Origin of the sequence: Pedobacter miscanthi (assembly GCF_003315595.1) — a bacterium.
In the GTDB taxonomy this organism is placed as follows: Bacteria; Bacteroidota; Bacteroidia; order Sphingobacteriales; family Sphingobacteriaceae; genus Pedobacter; species Pedobacter miscanthi.
Genome location: NZ_QNQU01000027.1, coordinates 33,957 through 49,481, shown reverse-complemented (window position 1 = coordinate 49,481; position 15,525 = coordinate 33,957). Strand labels below are relative to the sequence as shown.

13 protein-coding genes and 1 tRNA gene are annotated in these 15,525 nt (G+C 36.4%); 2 read left to right on the top strand and 12 right to left on the bottom strand.

The window, feature by feature from the left end:
• Positions 1-201: 201 nt before the first annotated feature.
• The 7 genes from DRW42_RS23975 to DRW42_RS23945 all read right to left on the bottom strand — a co-directional run bounded on the left by DRW42_RS23975 (position 202) and on the right by DRW42_RS23945 (position 8,414).
• A complete protein-coding gene (locus DRW42_RS23975) occupies positions 202-1,437 on the bottom strand; it encodes a hypothetical protein (RefSeq protein WP_113951404.1) in 1,236 nt (411 codons plus the stop codon).
• A gap of 654 nt (positions 1,438-2,091) precedes the next feature.
• Positions 2,092-2,913 (bottom strand): alpha/beta fold hydrolase, encoded by an 822-nt coding sequence (locus DRW42_RS23970; protein ID WP_113951403.1) that lies wholly within the window; start codon positions 2,911-2,913, stop codon positions 2,092-2,094.
• 480 nt (positions 2,914-3,393) lie between these two features.
• Positions 3,394-3,477 (bottom strand) — tRNA-Leu (locus tag DRW42_RS23965).
• Positions 3,478-3,568: 91 nt separating this feature from the next.
• A complete protein-coding gene (locus DRW42_RS23960; protein WP_113951402.1) occupies positions 3,569-4,333 on the bottom strand; it encodes an MBL fold metallo-hydrolase in 765 nt (254 codons plus the stop codon).
• Positions 4,334-4,382: 49 nt separating this feature from the next.
• A complete protein-coding gene (locus DRW42_RS23955; RefSeq protein ID WP_113951401.1) occupies positions 4,383-4,655 on the bottom strand; it encodes a hypothetical protein in 273 nt (90 codons plus the stop codon).
• Positions 4,656-5,105: 450 nt separating this feature from the next.
• Complete coding sequence (gene lolA1, locus DRW42_RS23950) at positions 5,106-5,756, bottom strand: outer membrane lipoprotein periplasmic chaperone LolA1 (RefSeq protein WP_113951400.1); 651 nt, start codon at positions 5,754-5,756, stop codon at positions 5,106-5,108.
• A 60-nt stretch (positions 5,757-5,816) separates the two neighbouring features.
• The gene (locus tag DRW42_RS23945) at positions 5,817-8,414 is read right to left on the bottom strand and encodes an FtsK/SpoIIIE family DNA translocase (protein WP_113951399.1); all 2,598 of its coding nucleotides are present in this window, start codon (positions 8,412-8,414) and stop codon (positions 5,817-5,819) included.
• Positions 8,415-9,076: 662 nt separating this feature from the next.
• On the opposite strand from DRW42_RS23945, the gene DRW42_RS23940 reads away from it, so the two are divergent.
• Positions 9,077-9,733, top strand: coding sequence for an ankyrin repeat domain-containing protein (locus tag DRW42_RS23940; RefSeq protein ID WP_113951398.1), 657 nt, complete (start codon positions 9,077-9,079; stop codon positions 9,731-9,733).
• Between the two features lie 91 nt (positions 9,734-9,824).
• Here the strand turns inward: DRW42_RS23940 and DRW42_RS23935 are convergent, their stop codons facing one another.
• The 5 genes from DRW42_RS23935 to pyrF form a co-directional block, all read right to left on the bottom strand.
• A complete protein-coding gene (locus DRW42_RS23935) occupies positions 9,825-10,043 on the bottom strand; it encodes a PspC family transcriptional regulator (protein ID WP_086545426.1) in 219 nt (72 codons plus the stop codon).
• 136 nt (positions 10,044-10,179) lie between these two features.
• Positions 10,180-10,395, bottom strand: a complete 216-nt coding sequence (locus tag DRW42_RS23930) for a hypothetical protein (protein WP_113951397.1) — start codon at positions 10,393-10,395, stop codon at positions 10,180-10,182.
• Positions 10,396-10,443: 48 nt separating this feature from the next.
• Positions 10,444-11,727 carry a DUF2851 family protein gene (locus tag DRW42_RS23925; protein ID WP_113951396.1) on the bottom strand — a complete coding sequence of 428 codons (1,284 nt, stop codon included), beginning with the start codon at positions 11,725-11,727 and terminating at the stop codon, positions 10,444-10,446.
• Positions 11,728-12,118: 391 nt separating this feature from the next.
• The gene (locus tag DRW42_RS23915; RefSeq protein ID WP_113951394.1) at positions 12,119-12,373 is read right to left on the bottom strand and encodes a hypothetical protein; all 255 of its coding nucleotides are present in this window, start codon (positions 12,371-12,373) and stop codon (positions 12,119-12,121) included.
• A 92-nt stretch (positions 12,374-12,465) separates the two neighbouring features.
• Complete coding sequence (gene pyrF / locus DRW42_RS23910; RefSeq protein ID WP_113951393.1) at positions 12,466-13,296, bottom strand: orotidine-5'-phosphate decarboxylase; 831 nt, start codon at positions 13,294-13,296, stop codon at positions 12,466-12,468.
• A gap of 424 nt (positions 13,297-13,720) precedes the next feature.
• Here pyrF and rho point away from each other — a divergent pair, with 424 nt between their 5' ends.
• Positions 13,721-15,451 carry a transcription termination factor Rho gene (rho, locus tag DRW42_RS23905; RefSeq protein WP_113951392.1) on the top strand — a complete coding sequence of 577 codons (1,731 nt, stop codon included), beginning with the start codon at positions 13,721-13,723 and terminating at the stop codon, positions 15,449-15,451.
• Positions 15,452-15,525: the final 74 nt, after the last annotated feature.

Below are 15,525 nucleotides of genomic sequence, written 5' to 3'. Positions count from 1 at the left end.
ATCAGTGATAGGCGAAATTTTGATAAGCCTCTAAATTTTTAGGGGGGGACTACTAATTACCTACAATGCAATATAAAAAAGAGCTATAAATCAAAAAAGCCACCTGATTTGGTGGCTTAAGCTTTTAACTAATAAGATTAGTACTATACTAATCAGATGTTTGTTTATCTGTCTCCCATGATAATGTGATTGTTAGGTTTCTTATTCGTATTGTATTGCCACTTTCTCAGCAACTCGCTTAAGCAAATGCAAATATGGTAATAATAAATTGGTATTTTTCTTAGTTGGTAAAATTATTTTATTTTCCCTACTTTCTCTAATGTGTACTAATACATTACGTATTTTTTCAATATTTGTTTTAATTAATCGTAATAAGTTTTTTGGAGGGGTATCTAAATCCTTCACGTCATTAATTATTGCTGATAACACGAATCCTCCGTCAAAGATTATATCCTTTTTAAAATAATCTGCATTTTCGATAATTTCAGTCTTTATATCCTCGATATTTATATATTCTAGTATTAACTTTTCTAATTTAGAAGAATCATCGTTTAATCTAAAATTATCTTTAAACTCTTCGGTAATCAATTTGCCATAATATGATGAATTCATCAACAAATCCGGTCTCTTGATTATATTAGTTAATTTTTTTCTAAATTCTTCAGTAAGGTGATAATAAGAACAATATTCAAGTACCTGAAAATAAAATAGAAATTTTAAGCGGGTGTTTGCCGTTAAATGAGCTACACCAAATAGATCAACTAGAACAGGATCTATTTGCCTTGCATTCAACACAGCAGGAAAATCACCTTCATTACTGTAACATGGGGTATTAAACTTTTCTTCTTCATCATCCTCTTCAAAAATTAAGATATGAGGTGATTTTCTGTCAAAGTAACCCATGTAAAAATTGAGATTTTTGGCAAATGGAACGAAATCATATTCTATAGATTCAAAGTCACCTGATACCTTAAAAACTATTGGAGTTCTACCTGTATAATATGTTTTTATAAAAGCCGGCATTGTGTCAACCTTATAAAAGTCTCGCATTCTTACCAAATTTCTATAGTTGGTTGAACTGCTGGAGCTAACTTCGCGAAACCCTTCGGAAAGCAAGGTTAATGCAGCAGAGGGTTCAGAATACTCGCAAATAAACTCCACCCCCCTATAATAAAAGGTAAATTTTCTATTTATTATTGGGTTCTCCAATAGTAGCGGCTGATAGATAAATTCTAAATATTTCTCAGATCTATTATATAAAGCAGCTAATTCACGTGGTAAACTAATATTTGTTAAAGATGTAAAATCTTGGTCAATTTTGAATCGACACATAAAAGTTGAATCACTCCAAAGATTTTCAATATTTATATGTTCTGTCTCAGAAACAAGATTTATGTTAGGATTATTCTTTTTAAATTTATCTAGATTATTTTTCACTTGGAGAGTTAATTTTTATCTAAACTATAAGTTAGCGATGGCATTTCCAAATTTAATACATCTAATATTTATTATTCTTTCAACATAGGTTTATTTATAGTAAAAATAGCTCCCAATCTTCCGTTTTAAATGTAAAACTACCCGTAAAACATCCTTATGCGATTGCAATCACTGTAGCAAATCGAGGCAACTTCTATTATAAAAATGATTTGATTTTTCAGCAAAAAAAAAAAAAAAAAAAAAAAAAAAAAAAAAAAAAAAAAAAAAAAAAAAAAAAAAAAAAAAAAATAAACTGATACCATATAACAAAAAAGAGTTTGATTTTTACCAAACTCTCCATACACTTTGGAAACCTGTTATCACTTGAGTTCTTGAAAAATTTGGAGCGTTTAGCCAACCCGAATGAAGGAGCAGTAGCGCCCCCACACTAAAGACTTTTTTAAAAAACATCAACCTAGATTTACTGAAAAAGAATGTCTACACATGCCATCTCCTAGCTCTAATCTTAACATTTGGGCAATTGTTGTCGCTGGCTTTTGCTTTGCAAAACTTAATAAATTAATTATTCGTAGTAATCATTTTTACTAATCAGGAGCTATAAAAGTCAAGATAATTTATTCTTAAATCACCTTGACTTACCCAAAAAACTGATCACTAAGACTGAATAAATTCTAAAAGATCTTTATTAATGGTTTCGGCTTCGGTAGTTGGCATTCCATGCGAAAATCCTGGATAGGTAATCAGTTTACCATTTTTCAACAATTTAATGGATTTTAATGCTGCATTTTGATAAGGAACAATCTGGTCGTCTTCACCATGAAGCACCAGAACAGGAATATCAACTGCCTGTAGGTCTTCTGTGAAATCAGTTTCAGAAAATGCTTTAATGCCATTGTAGTGGGCCACAATTCCGCCCATCATGCCCTGTCTCCACCAATTTCTCTGTACGCCTTCTTTTACATCGGCACCTTCCCTGTTGTATCCGTAAAACGGAATGGTTAAATCGATATAAAACTGCTGCCTGTTGTTAAGCGTTTGTTCTCTGATTCCATCAAAAACCGAAATTGGAACCCCATCCGGGTTGCGCTCGCTTTGCACCATAACTGGAGGAACCGCACTGATTAAAACTGCTTTTTTCGCCCTGCCTTTAGCATATTTATTTATATAACGAATTACTTCGCCGCCACCTGTAGAGTGGCCGATGTGAACAACATCTTTCAGATCAAGAAATTCTACCAGCTCAGCGGCATCAGCAGCATAGGTTTCGATATTGTGTCCATAAATATTCTGGCTGGAGCGGCCATGGCCTCTTCTATCGTGCGTAATTACGCGGTAACCCCTCTGTAAAAAGAAGATAACCTGCGCATCCCAATCATCCGATGATAACGGCCAGCCGTGGTGAAACATTAATACCGGTCCTTCGCCCTGATCTTTGTAAAAAATCTCTGTTCCGTCTTTTAATTTTAGTGTGCTCATGGTTTTAAGTTTATGTTGTTTATGATCGATTATTTTAAGTATAATGCCTTATTCTTTATCAAAGGTAGTATGGCGAAGTTAAATCAATCTTGACCTATGATAAAATTATTCGCTTATTGTTATTTTATTTAACCAGCGCTGCTGTCTTTATTTCGCCTAAACAGAATTATTCTTCCGGTGCAAGTGTAATTGTTTTTTGTTTATGTTTGACAAAGGAGACATCATTATTAACATAAATTTAGGTCTTAATCGCTTTTTCTTTTTTGCCTATTTCTTATCTGACTTACCATTGGCTAAGAAACGATATCATAAAGATTCTTCTTTACGCTGATTTTTATTGCTTTTGATAGTAATAACCAAATTCAGGGGTCTTTTAGAGATCAACATAGTATCTTTATAAAATTTAAAATGCCTTCCTCTAAAGAAGCGGGGGGAATGAAGGTTCATAAAAAAAAGAGTTTGGTAAAACCAAACTCTCCGTACCCAGAAGCAGATTCGAACTGCCACGCCGTTGCCAGCGCCACCCCCTCAAGATGGTGCGTCTACCAATTTCGCCACCTGGGTTTATGTTACACAATATTTCGATAGCTACGGTAATTGCTACCTAAATTTGTGCTGCAAATATAATTTAATTTTAGATTTTCGGAACAATGATTTACAATTCTATTTGTAAACCATCATAAGCCAGCCGGATATGATTTGGAAGCTCTTTTTCTATATCCTCATGCTTGCCCAAATTATGGCTGATGTGCGTAAGATAGGTGGTTGCTGCGCCTACTTTATCTGCAAAGGCAATCGCCTCGCCAAGTGTAAAGTGCGAAATATGCGGTTCCTTTTGTAAAGCATTAATCACCAATATTTTTGAACCTTTTATCTTGCTGAAACTTTCTTCCGATATGGTTTTTGCATCGGTAATGTAGGTAAAATCACCAATCCTGTATCCCGTAATCGGCAATAGGTGGTGCATGACTTCAAAAGGAGTAATTGTACTTTCCCCAATTTTAAAATCCTGGCCGTTGGTTACGGTATGCAGGTTAATCTGCGGTAAACCATGATATTTGGTTTCGGCAAAAATGTAATAAAATTCTCTTTTTAATGCCGTTTGAACCCTTTCTGTAGCATAAACATCTATTACCTTATGCAACAGGTAATTAAAAGGTCTGATATCGTCTAACCCCGCAATATGGTCTTTATGTTCGTGCGTAAACAAAACCGCATCCAGATCTTTTACATTTTCGCGCAGTAGCTGATAGCGAAAATCCGGTCCGCTATCTACAACAATGGTTTTATCAGCCGTTTCTATTAAGATAGAAGTTCTTAAACGTTTATCTTTTTTATCCGGAGATAAACAAACTTCACAATTACATGCAATTACAGGAACGCCCTGCGATGTACCAGTACCTAAAAAAGTAACTTTCATCGGCTTAAACTTTCCTTTCTAACCAAATAATTCTCTTGCTGCATCTCCATTAAAATAATTCGGTTTGTTGTAAGGATAAATAAAACTGCCGCTGTTTTTCTTCCAGCAGGTTTTCATCGGTATTGGTCTGTTTTACCAGGGTAACCAATGCAGCAATTTTTCCTTCCAGGTTCGAAAATTTATTTACTACAATAACTTTATTGTGTTCCAACAAACAGGAGCCTGTTTTAAAGTTTCCCTTTTCGTAGCGTACCTTATAACCCATTGCAAAAAGCAGGGCTTCTAATTTCTCTAATGTATGGTTTGTTAGCGGCAATGACATTGGAACAAACTTAGATAAATCTGCGCAGCATTCATAAATCCGTTTGTAAAAAATATAGTTTTTTATGTTTCACTATACTTTAGTAAATAGAATATATTGATTTACAAATTTCTTAGTTGAACTCAGGTGTATGAGGTGTTCAATTGAAAATAAGCGAGATATATCTAAATTATTAACCTGAGTTCGATTAATATCCATTAGTTTTAGCAATATCTCCATAGTGCAGTCGTCACCCTGAATTTATTTCAGGGTCTTTTATGCTAAAAATATGCTGAAATAAATTCAGCATGACGAGTCGATCTAATCAATAGCATCTGTAGAACAATATTTTTATTAAATAACTCATCGAGCTTAGATTCTTATTACAACCCAAATTAGTAAAAACAAAAAAAGTTCGGCTGTTTCCAACCGAACCTTTCAGGTTTCATCCCGCCTTGGCGGTAATAACAATTATCTTAAATCTACTACTTCAACACCAGGGTATTTTTTGGCATCAAAAGCAAAAGTAGTTTCAGGTACATTTACGTTAGGCGAAAAAGTTTTAACATTGTAAGTGTATTTGTTGCCGTTTTTATCAAACAATACCACATTAGCAATCTGCTTAGCCGCTTTATCAATACTTAAACGAACTTTAAAGATCGATTTTTTAGCATCAACCGGGGTTAAATCGATCATTTCGTAAGTTTTGCCACCTACTTTTTCATCGCCGGTGTAAATGTATTTAAATCCTTTTTCGTAAACTGTAAAAATCTTAGCAGGATTAATGGCATCGCCACTGTTATCTACATTGCTTACCTGTACTTCTTTATCTTTTTTAAGATAAGTCCACTGGCTTTTGCCGTCACTAAACAATTCCTGGTTCGTCATCGCCACTTTATATTTATTAGAGTTGGCTTTAACATATAATGTACCTTGCTGTGTTTCTTTTACTTTAGCTTTTGGGTTATCCAAAGTGAAAGTAAAATCTGTTTTTACAATATTGTACGATTTGTATTTTTTACTCACATCAGCTAAAATAGCTTTAGCCTTCGCATCAGTTTGAGCATAAGTTGATGTTGTAAAAGCAACTACAACCATTAATGCTGAAATTAATTTCTTCATCTTTTCTTTTTTAAGTTTTTCTTTGAAACGTTAGAGTAGATTTTTGTAAAATAGTTTAATCTAATCCTTGTCATCCATACTATTCAAGAACTGTTCCAAAGAATATTCATCGGGATATAAAACTTCGCGTGCCTTACTTCCTTCAAACGGACCAACAATACCAGCCGCTTCCAGTTGATCGATAATCCGCCCCGCCCTGTTATAACCCAGTTTAAGTTTACGCTGTATCAGTGAGGTAGAACCCTGCTGGTGCATTACAATCAGCCTTGCAGCATCTTCAAAGAACTTATCGCGCTCATTAGGATCGAAATCGGCCTTGCTTCCCTCCCCTGCTTCATCAATATATTCGGGCAGTTGATATGCATCTGCATAACCACGCTGGTTACCGATATATTCAGAAATCCGGTCTACCTCAGGTGTATCAACGAAAGCACACTGTAGCCTGATTAAGTCGCTACCTGTAGATAAAAGCATATCACCGCGACCAATTAACTGATCCGCACCGCCACTGTCTAAAATAGTCCGCGAATCGATTTTAGATAATACCCTAAAGGCCAGCCTAGCAGGGAAGTTGGCTTTAATGGTACCGGTAATGATATTTACCGACGGACGCTGGGTGGCCAGCACCAAATGAATCCCGATTGCCCTCGCCAGCTGCGCTAAACGTGCAATAGGCGCTTCAACTTCTTTACCCGCAGTCATCATTAAATCGGCAAACTCATCCACCACCAGTACAATGAAAGGTAAAAATCTATGACCGTTATTCGGATTAAGTTTACGCTTGATAAATTTATCGTTGTATTCTTTTAAATTCCTTACCTGTGCATCTTTTAACAGATCGTAACGCTGATCCATTTCGATACAAAGTGAATTTAAAGTATTCACTACTTTTTTGGTATCGGTAATAATGGCATCAGCCTCACCAGGTAATTTTGCCAAAAAGTGGCGTTCTATCCTGTTAAACAAGGTTAACTCTACCTTTTTAGGGTCAACCAATACAAATTTTAGCTGTGCAGGATGTTTTTTAAACAATAACGAAACCAAGATTGAGTTAATACCCACCGATTTACCCTGACCGGTTGCACCTGCCACCAATAAGTGCGGCATTTTAGCTAAATCGGCAATAAACACCTCGTTACTAATGGTTTTACCCAATGCAATGGGCAAATCCATTGTATTTTGCGTCCATTTTTCGGTATTTAAAATACTGCGCATCGGCACCATCTCCGGATGCTGGTTAGGAACTTCAATACCAATTGTGCCCTTACCCGGCATTGGTGCAATAATACGGATACCCAAAGCCGCTAACGAAAGCGCAATATCATCCTCCAGGTTTTTGATTTTCGAAATCCTAACCCCCGGGGCAGGAATAATCTCGTAAAGTGTAACCGTTGGGCCAATTGTTGCCTTAATCTTATCAATTTCGATATTATAGTGGTTAAGTGTTTCAACAATTTTATTTTTATTGGCTTCAAGTTCTTCCGCATTTACCGAAATTTTATTGGTGCCGTAATTCTCTAATAAATCGATTGTCGGATATTTATAGCCCGATAAGTCCAGTTTTTCATCATAATTGCCAAACTGTTCAACCAGGTCTTCTGACTTTTTCTCTTCTTCGGTTTTCTCGATCGTAAATGCAGGTTCCTTTTCCGCTTCAACAGGTGGTTCTACAGTTAAGGGCATTGCAGCAGCCGCAGCGGTGGCTAAAGGCAAGTTTGTTGCCAAAGGTGATAGCACTACAGGCGCTGTTGTTTCTTCCGCCTCTTCTTTTTCTTCAAAACGGCTTGGTTGTAAAACCACATTTTGTTGTTTGCGCTCGTTGTTTATTGGCGATTTTTCGCGTACCGGGAATTCTATCGGCTCAGGAGTTTCATCAACTATTTTATTTTTTGTAGTATGTTCCCTAATGTCGTTTACATAATCGGGCGTTTCATTATCCAGGTAAACTTCTTTCGCTTTGCGTTCAGGGAATTTGAAATCGATATTATAAGCAATAATCAGAATGGTTAATCCGGCAAAAGCAATTAAGCCGGCTACACCAGCTGCTCCAATTTGAGCACCCAATAATTTATTGCTCCAGTAGCCAAATTCACCTTCAAGATAATGCGGCGATTCTGACCAGAAACTATGCGTAAAACCTAAGGTTAGTGAAATAAAGAGTAAAAAGAAAAAGCTATAACCCAGTGTTTTGGAGATAGAAAGGATTTTAACTTTAAACAATAAACGGTAACCAATGATAAAAAAGGCCAAAACAAATAAGAAAGATGCCACGCCAAACCATTCGTAAATAAACTGATGCGATAACAAAGCGCCAAATTTACCCAGCCAGTTCTGAACAACCGGAGTAGTAACACCTGCAGTTTTCAGCTCTTCGGATGTTTTAAAAAGATTGCCCCAGCCACCGTTAGCATCAATTACGTAACTCTGATCATCCTGCCAGGTAAAAAGATACGAGGTAAAGGCAATTAAAAAATATAGGGATAAGATCACAAAAAACAACCCTACAATTTTAATTGCACGTCCATCTGCCAGATCGAACCTTGGTAAAAATTCTCTTTTCTCTTTTGGCTGGCGGGCAGACGATGCCCTGCCTGTTGTGCCTTCCGCACCTTTATCCCTGAATGTATTGGTTTTAAACTGGTTACCCCGTACCGACATTTTCTATCCTAAATAATTTAATATTGAACAAACTTAGATAAAACTGCGCAGCATTAATAAAAAAAATAATCACAAATCGTAACTGATGCTGCTATAGGCTGTTTTATCGTTTTTCTACTGCCATTAACCACCTACTAACCGGTAAAAGCATAACGGGTTTTAAATACAGTTGATATAAACTGCCTTAAATTAAATAAAAATATCCATTGGGCATTAAACCTTAAACAGAAATTATAGTCTATTATTTTAACAACGCACAAGTTGTTACGTTTTGTCAAATGAAACGGATTTTGTTTTAGGTTTTATCCCGTTTTGCCTGGAGAGGTTTAGCGGGATTTTTTTTGCTACAAAACCTATAAGGTCTGGATGCGGTTCGCTAATATTATTTTGAAAAGCAGGGTTCGGTTCGTTTCGGTTATAACAGTCCTGCTATCGCTGCAAATCCTCACTCGTTCCTCGCTCCGGGTTTTCCGCTTTATCAGGTTTATTTTATCTGGGTCCGTCGGTCTTAGGTTTAAAACTAAATGCTATCAAGACCTCGCAGGTTTTAAAAACCTGCGAGGTCTAATCTTTGCTAATTTGCTTCACACTATATATATTTAGGCAATAAAGTTTACAATTCCTTAATTTTTGGTAATTTAAGTCGATTTTTAAATAACATTATGGGTATAGCGCAGCTCGAAGAACAAATTGAGGCAGGAAATCTACAATCAGTAAAAGAAATTTTGGTAGAAAATCCAAAATTGGCCAATGTTGATACTTCTCATCATATTTCGCCATTATTACTGGCCTGTTATTATAAAAAGCAGGAAATAGCTAATTTAATCGCCGAATTTGTAGATAATTTAACATTATTCGAAGCTTGCGCAGTGGGCAAATTTGATGCCGCCAGTCTGTTAATTTTTCAAAACCCCGAAAGTATTAACCAATTTTCTGAAGATGGTTTTACGCCACTTGGTCTGGCCTGTTATTTCGGCCACGAAGATTTAGCCCGTTTTTTAATATCAAAAGGAGCAGATGTTAATCTAGCTTCGAAAAATGGTTTTAATGTGTTCCCGATCCATTCGGCAGTTGCAGCCAATAATTTTAATATCACCAAAATGCTCCTCGATGCCGGTGCATACCCGAATGTTTGCCAAAAAGCAGGTCTGGCCCCTTTACATACCGCAGCTCAATTGGGAAATATTGAAATGATTATTTTACTATTGGAACATGGCGCCGAAGTTACCTTACGCATGGAAGGCGGAAAACTACCTGCTGATTTAGCCGCAGAAAAAGGCTTTAACGAAATTGCCGAAATTTTAAGAGACGATGATTAATCAGTCCTGAGTCTGAAGTCGTGAGTCTTTAGTCCGACTGACCTTAGAAACCGTTCTCCATCATCCATCTTACATTAACCATCTTACACACTTACTCCCATATCCTCAACCGCATTCTTTTCATATACGTGCGGATATCAAGCACCACTGCGGCCAAAAAATAGAAGAGGATTGGGAAACCCACGGCTAAAAAAGAGGAATAAATAAAAAATAAACGCACTTTTGCCGTACTCATATTGAGTTTACTGGCTAAATAGGTAGATACACCAAAACTCTGCTGCTCAAAATAAGTTATAATTCTCTGAAACATTTTCAGCTTGTTTAAAAACCCTAATAACGGCAATGCACAATAAATTATTGCTTTCAGGATTGTGATTTTGTTTTGTTACCCTAATTTAATAAAATTAATTAGTTAAACTGACAACAATTTAAATTTCAGGCTTTAATTATTGCAGAACCAGTTTTTCAAAATCCTGTTTATCTTCATGTTTGATAAAAAGTGTCTGATGTTCTTCCAAACCCGAAAACCTTTTAACGATTTCGGCTTTAAATTTATGAATATCAGCTTCTTTGCGCAATATAACCGTTAAGGCATCTGCGTTGCCCCTAACTTCGATAATCTGATCGGGATAAAGTTCTTTTAGCTCGTGTGGAAATTCCATATTGGTTTAAACGGATTACAGGTTAGAAAGTTTGGAAATATTGAAGAATTAAGCTTGTTTTAAAATTTTAATTCCGATACCACAAGATAAACATTTTTTTGTATCACAATACTGCTTTTTCAATTGTAAAATCCCCTGCGAGGTAAATGCATGCCGAACATCTACTCCGGCTGCAACATATTTATCAATAATTGCATTTTTTTCTGCCGGTAAAGTTTCCAGTAATTTTACAGCCCTGTTAATGTAAAACCTTGTATCAGTGTGTTTTCCGTAACTAAATAAGAATAAGGTAACTGTATTTAACAGGATATTATCAACCGATGTTTTGCCGATTTGGGTATTTACCGAAGAAGCTTCTTTTTTAAAATGATAATGTGTTTTCCAATAATCATTTACCGGAAGGTTTTCGAATAAAGAACGTAATCTATCCACCTCATTTATTTCCATAATCTTCGAAAAAAGATGGTTGGCCTTGATAATTAATGCTGCAAACTGAGCCAAACGGATGGTTGGAAAATTCTGTGGGCGCATCCTCATAAATTTCCAAACGGAAATCTCAACAGGTTTAATGTTATATTTTTTCTTGAGGAACTGGAATTCGGCCTTTAGTTTTTTAGGATATTCTTCCACAAACTGATCAGTTAAAAAACCTGCAACACCAAAAACCAGGGCTTCAATTTGATGTGGATTGTTTTTATGTTTTGCATAAATGTGCTGTGGAACTGCTTTGGCCAATAACTCGAAAGGCAGGGCATTAATCTTGAAGCCAAAATTCCTGGCCAGGAAACGATAAAAAGTTTCATCCCAGTTACCCTTCAGTTCGTTTAAACACTCGGTTACCGCATGCGTTTTTTGTTCGAAACGTTCAATCAAGGTCCTCGATAAAAATGAATCGATAACTAACTGATCAACCCTTCCAATCTGGGCAACACATGGGAAATCGGTCAGGGTGAGGAACAGGTTTTCGTATTTTTTAATCAGATCGGCAGAAATACGTTTTTTCAATTCTAGAACAGGCAAAACCGTGTTATCCATTCTTTTTATTTCGGCATCGTGCTCATAAACTACGTGCAGGATTACATTTTCGTAAGATGAATCTTTCTGGTGGTAATGTTTTAACCAATCGGATGATTTGATGTGTATTTCTACATTGCCGGCCCATATCGTATCTCCGATTTCGATTTTGGCATGAAAAAAATCCGGTCCGGCATTTTTATTAAGCAACCCCGGATTAATGATTTTCAATGCCTCACCACTGGTGGTTTGCAGGTCGTTATAATCGAACGATCTGAACTGCCATATATAATGAAGAAAATCTTCCGGAAAATTCATGCTTCAAGATAAGGAATTCTTGAAGCTTGTACACTAAAATCTATTGATATGTAAAAGAATATATCACTTTGTCCTTAGAAATCGTAAATCAGATCTTTGGCTTCAGGAGAATAATTATTGAATACGTAGGTAATTAAATATCTGTTATCATTTTTTTCAAATACAAAATACCATGTAGTATTTGGGTTCATATTAAAATGAATGTAATAGCTACCATGCTTCAGAAGTGAGTTTGAGCAGGGATAATGCTTTTTAAGGTGAATTGTATTTTCTACGTTGTAAATTATTTTTGACACGTATTTCAAAGCACTTTCTTTATATGAAAAATAGCCCTCATAAAATAAGTCGTTAATTAAATGATTAAAATACAGCAGAACTAAAGGCTGAAAATTTACAACTGCTTCCAAGGCAATTGTTGTATGTTATTATGAGCTAATTTCTCAAATTCTTTTGCTGAGAGACTTTGTTGCCATTTTTCCTCAAAAGAAATCTCATCACTTTTTAAATAAGCAACAGCAGTCTCCTGCACAATAAATTGTTTTTCTTGCATTAAAATATTCATCAGGCTTTGTTTTTCTTTATTGCTTAATGCCTTAACAAGCTCTGTTAACTTTTCAAACGTTATTTTAACTGCCGAATCATCCATAACTATAATCTTAATACCTAAAGATAATCATTTTTTGCCACAATCTATCCAACCTATTCATCATGTTTTAGCGTCCTTGTGGTCAAAATTTCCTACACTAACCCTGCTTTTTCCAATATCTGCTCCATTTCTTTTTGGAGTTTCAAAGCTTCTGCCCTGGCTTTTTCAGCAAAATCTTCGCCCTGGCCGGCGTAAATAATTCCTCTTGATGAATTGATCAGCAATCCACATTGGGCATTTAAGCCATATTTACAAACTTCATTCAAATCTCCACCCTGCGCGCCAACACCAGGTACCAAAAGGAAATGATCTGGTGCCAGTTTACGCACATCGCCAAAGGCTGCACCGCGTGTTGCCCCTACAACGTACATCATCTGCTCCTTTGTAGCCCAGGTTTGCGAGGTTTTAAGCACTTTTTCGAAAAGTTTATCTTCACCAATTTTCTGTAATTGAAAATCGGCATGGCCACTGTTCGAGGTTAAAGCCAGCAGGATTACCCATTTATCTTTAAAAGTTAAAAAAGGCGTAACCGAATCGCTTCCCATATAAGGTGCAACCGTAACTGAATCGAAACTCATTTCTGATGAAGCCTCGTTAAAAAAAGTTTCAGCATACATAGCAGAAGTATTGCCAATATCGCCACGTTTCGCATCAGCGATCGAAAAAATATCTTTTGGAATGTATTTCCAGGTATCGATTAAAGTTTCCCATCCTTTTTTGCCATAACACTCGTAAAAAGCCGTATTGGGTTTATAAGCTACGCAAAGATCTTTTGTGGCATCGATAATCTGTTTATTGAATTCGAGAATCGGATTTTCGTATTTTAACAGGTGTTTCGGGATCTTATCTAACGAAGAATCTAATCCGACACATAAAAATGAACGTTTTTTTTGTATCTGCTCAAAAAGTTGCTGCTTTGTCATATATGGGCTTATTTGCTGCAAATATGAAGATTTTTAAAATTTATGAGCCATAAAAAAGTGCCCAAATAAATTATTTTTATAAACATTTTAAACTTTTGCTTGCAGATTACGTTTCAAATACATACAATTGCACCATAATTTCTCAACCGTTTATCTGAATATCCCAGAAAAATTTTATCAAGATTTGTTTTTTGTTCCAATTTTTTAAAAGCAGCGTTTGCTTTTTATTCAGCTTATAAACAATTATGAAACAGTTTGAGCATTGTCCCGATGAACTCATTAAATGTTTTATAGCCTTAAGAATTTATACACAATTGAAACTGCCTGGCTTACGCTAACACAAATATTTTTAGGCCTGCAGATTTATAACAGAAAACATCCGTTATAAACAAATGAAAAATTTCTTGAAACATATATATTTAGAATGTTTAGCAAAACAGAATTAAATGATAAGCTCACAACAGAATTACGTGAGCTAGCAAAAAGCTATGGCATTGAAGGTGCCGACTCCCTAAGAAAAATCGACCTTGTTGAAGTACTTTTACACCAACAGGAAATTATAAATGCTGCTAAAGCGGCTTCCTCAGATCCTTATAGCGAAATCGAACCTATTGCAGCAGCACCTGCGCCAAAAACCAAAAGAGCACCAAAAGTTGCTGCAGCAGCAGCGGCCGCTTCAGAAATGGTAGCAGAAAAACCTGCGGCAACAGAAGACAAACCAGTTAAAAAAAGAGCGAGGTTAAATAAAGACGAAGTTGCAGCTCCGGTACAAAAAAGAAGAGAATCTGTTACCTTATTTGATGAACCACAGCACCAGCAACCTGAAAGACAGCCAGACAGGATTGTTGAAACCGAAGAAAGCGTAAAACCAATTTCGGCTTTAATTGAAGAAAGTGCAGAAGTGCTTCCGGTAGCGCCGAAACAAAAACAGGAGCCTAAAGAAAAACAGGAAAAACCACAACGTGATGAAAACCGCCAGCAAAAACAACCAGGCGGAGGCAATCACCACAAAAACGAAAACAGCTATTCTAACCTCGATTTCGATAATGTAATTACCAACGAGGGTGTTTTAGAAATTATGCCTGATGGTTATGGGTTTTTACGCTCTGCAGATTACAACTACTTAACTTCCCCTGATGATATTTATGTATCACAGTCGCAAATAAAACTTTTCGGATTAAAAACAGGCGATACCGTTAAAGGTAGCATCCGCCCACCGAAAGAAGGCGAAAAATATTTCCCGCTGGTACGTGTAGAAACCATTAATGGCCGTATTCCTGCCGAGGTTCGCGACCGTGTTCCTTTTGATTATTTAACACCGCTTTTCCCTACCGAAAGATTAAATCTGTTTACCGATACGAATAACTATTCTACGCGGATTATGGATTTATTTACACCAATTGGTAAGGGTCAGCGTGGTTTAATTGTGGCACAACCAAAAACGGGTAAAACCAATTTGCTTAAAGAAGTGGCAAACGCCATTGCCAAAAACCACCCGGAAGTTTATCTGATTATTTTACTGATTGATGAACGTCCTGAAGAGGTTACCGATATGGCACGTAGTGTAAGGGCTGAGGTAATTGCCTCTACTTTTGATGAGCCGGCTGAGCGCCATGTTAAAATCGCCAATATAGTTTTGGAAAAATCTAAACGACTGGTAGAAAGCGGACATGATGTAGTAATCCTTTTAGATTCGATTACGCGTTTGGCCAGGGCATATAATACTACAGCACCAGCTTCGGGTAAAATATTATCTGGTGGTGTTGATGCCAATGCACTGCACAAACCAAAACGTTTCTTCGGTGCGGCACGTAATATCGAAAACGGAGGTTCATTAACCATCTTAGCTACTGCTCTTACAGATACAGGTTCTAAAATGGATGAGGTAATCTTTGAAGAATTTAAAGGAACGGGTAACATGGAACTTCAGTTAGACCGTAAATTATCTAACAAACGTATTTTCCCGGCTATAGATATTACAGCATCGAGTACCCGTCGCGACGATTTATTGCACGACAGAGATACTTTACAACGTGTATGGATCCTGCGCAACCACCTTGCTGATATGAACAGTCAGGAAGCGATGGAATTTGTTCAATCACAGATTAAAGGAACAAAAAGTAACGAAGAGTTCTTAATTTCGATGAACAGCTAGAAAAAGGTAAAATGTAAAATGGTAAATGGATGAGGTATGTATTCCATTTACCATTTCACATCTTCCATCTTACA

Bases quoted from the DNA above. Each gene is read 5' to 3' on its own strand.
- pyrF (WP_113951393.1), bottom strand. From the start codon at position 13,296: ATGACAAAGCAGCAACTTTTTGAGCAGATACAAAAAAAACGTTCATTT.
- DRW42_RS23955 (WP_113951401.1), bottom strand. From the start codon at position 4,655: ATGTCATTGCCGCTAACAAACCATACATTAGAGAAATTAGAAGCCCTG.
- DRW42_RS23940 (WP_113951398.1), top strand. From the start codon at position 9,077: ATGGGTATAGCGCAGCTCGAAGAACAAATTGAGGCAGGAAATCTACAA.
- rho (WP_113951392.1), top strand. From the start codon at position 13,721: ATGTTTAGCAAAACAGAATTAAATGATAAGCTCACAACAGAATTACGT.
- DRW42_RS23935 (WP_086545426.1), bottom strand. From the start codon at position 10,043: ATGTTTCAGAGAATTATAACTTATTTTGAGCAGCAGAGTTTTGGTGTA.
- DRW42_RS23970 (WP_113951403.1), bottom strand. From the start codon at position 2,913: ATGAGCACACTAAAATTAAAAGACGGAACAGAGATTTTTTACAAAGAT.
- DRW42_RS23960 (WP_113951402.1), bottom strand. From the start codon at position 4,333: ATGAAAGTTACTTTTTTAGGTACTGGTACATCGCAGGGCGTTCCTGTA.
- lolA1 (WP_113951400.1), bottom strand. From the start codon at position 5,756: ATGAAGAAATTAATTTCAGCATTAATGGTTGTAGTTGCTTTTACAACA.
- DRW42_RS23945 (WP_113951399.1), bottom strand. From the start codon at position 8,414: ATGTCGGTACGGGGTAACCAGTTTAAAACCAATACATTCAGGGATAAA.
- DRW42_RS23930 (WP_113951397.1), bottom strand. From the start codon at position 10,395: ATGGAATTTCCACACGAGCTAAAAGAACTTTATCCCGATCAGATTATC.
- DRW42_RS23915 (WP_113951394.1), bottom strand. From the start codon at position 12,373: ATGGATGATTCGGCAGTTAAAATAACGTTTGAAAAGTTAACAGAGCTT.
- DRW42_RS23925 (WP_113951396.1), bottom strand. From the start codon at position 11,727: ATGAATTTTCCGGAAGATTTTCTTCATTATATATGGCAGTTCAGATCG.